This is a genomic window from Nocardioides sp. CPCC 206348 (genome assembly GCF_048654705.1).
Lineage (GTDB): Bacteria > Actinomycetota > Actinomycetes > Propionibacteriales > Nocardioidaceae > Nocardioides.
The window spans coordinates 2804-3981 of the sequence record NZ_JBMCZA010000208.1; the positions used below are offsets into that span (position 1 = coordinate 2804).

Consider the following 1178-nt stretch of genomic DNA (forward strand, 5'->3'; position numbering starts at 1 on the left):
GAGGGCCACCCGGTCAGCCGGGTCCGAACCGGACCAGAGCAGGGCGCGGTCCTCGACGTACGCCGTCCAGGCGTGCACCACGGGAGCCGCGCTCTCGTCCAGTCCGAATGCCGCGATCAGCCGTCGGGCGACGGTCATCCGGTGGGACTCCAGCCGGTTGCCGCCGACCGCGATCGTGCCGTTGCCGAAGACCAGGGCGACGTAGAACTCCCGGCGGCGCTCGATCTGTGCGTAGACGCGGGACACGAACTGCTCGCAGGCGAGTTCAGGGGAGACGCCCTCGTCGGGGGCGGTGTTGCGCATGACCCGGCGGAGTGCGGCGCCGATGACGGCGTCGTAGTAGTCGGTCTTGGTGGGGAAGTAGTGGAAGAGCAGGCCGCGGGAGATGCCGGCCTCGGCGGCCACGGCGTCGATGGAGAGGTCCTGGATCGGCTTCTCGACGAGCATGCTCAGGCCGATGCCGAGCAGCTGGCGGCGTCGATCGTCGGGGGACAGGCGACGTCGGGTGTGATCTGCATCCACGCTATTGAGCATTGCTCAACAGTGTGACAAGGTCAAGCCATGGACTTCTCACCCAGCCCCCGCGCCCAGGAGCTCACCGAGCTGGCGCGTGAGTTCCTCGCGACCGAGGTCGAGCCCGTCGAAGCGGCGTACCACCACGAGATCGCGGAGATCCGCAACCGTGGTGGCGACCCGTGGGCACCGCTCCCGATCATCAAGGAGCTCCAGGCCAAGGCGCGCGCCCAAGGGCTCTGGAACCTCTTCCTGCCCGCCGGCCACGAGGGCCCGTACGCCGAGAAGTACGGCACCCACGGCGGCGCCGGCCTCAGCAACGTCGACTACGCCCCGATCGCCGAGCTGACCGGCCGGTCCTTCCTCGGGCCGCTGATCTTCAACTGCAACGCACCGGACACCGGCAACATGGAGGTGCTCCTCAAGTACGGCAACCAGGCGCAGAAGGACGAGTGGCTCGACCCGCTGCTCGACGGCCGGATCCGCAGCGCCTTCGCGATGACCGAGCCCGGCGTCGCGTCCTCGGACGCGACCAACATGGAGCTGACCGCAGTCGTTGACGGCGACGAGATCGTGATCAACGGCCGCAAGTGGTTCATCACCGGCGTCGGCAACCCCGACTGCAAGGTCCTCATCGTCATGGGCCTCACGGACCCGGACGCCGA

Annotated in this window: 2 protein-coding genes; one reads left to right on the forward strand and one right to left on the reverse strand. The window is 68.5% G+C overall.

Annotated elements, in window-relative coordinates:
* Positions 1-534, reverse strand: a 534-nt coding sequence (locus ACOADB_RS20495; RefSeq protein ID WP_378602780.1) for a TetR/AcrR family transcriptional regulator, incomplete at its 3' end; no start/stop codon positions are given.
* Between the two features lie 27 nt (positions 535-561).
* Here ACOADB_RS20495 and ACOADB_RS20500 point away from each other — a divergent pair.
* The coding region (locus ACOADB_RS20500) for an acyl-CoA dehydrogenase family protein (RefSeq protein WP_378602783.1) at positions 562-1178 on the forward strand (617 nt) is incomplete at its 3' end.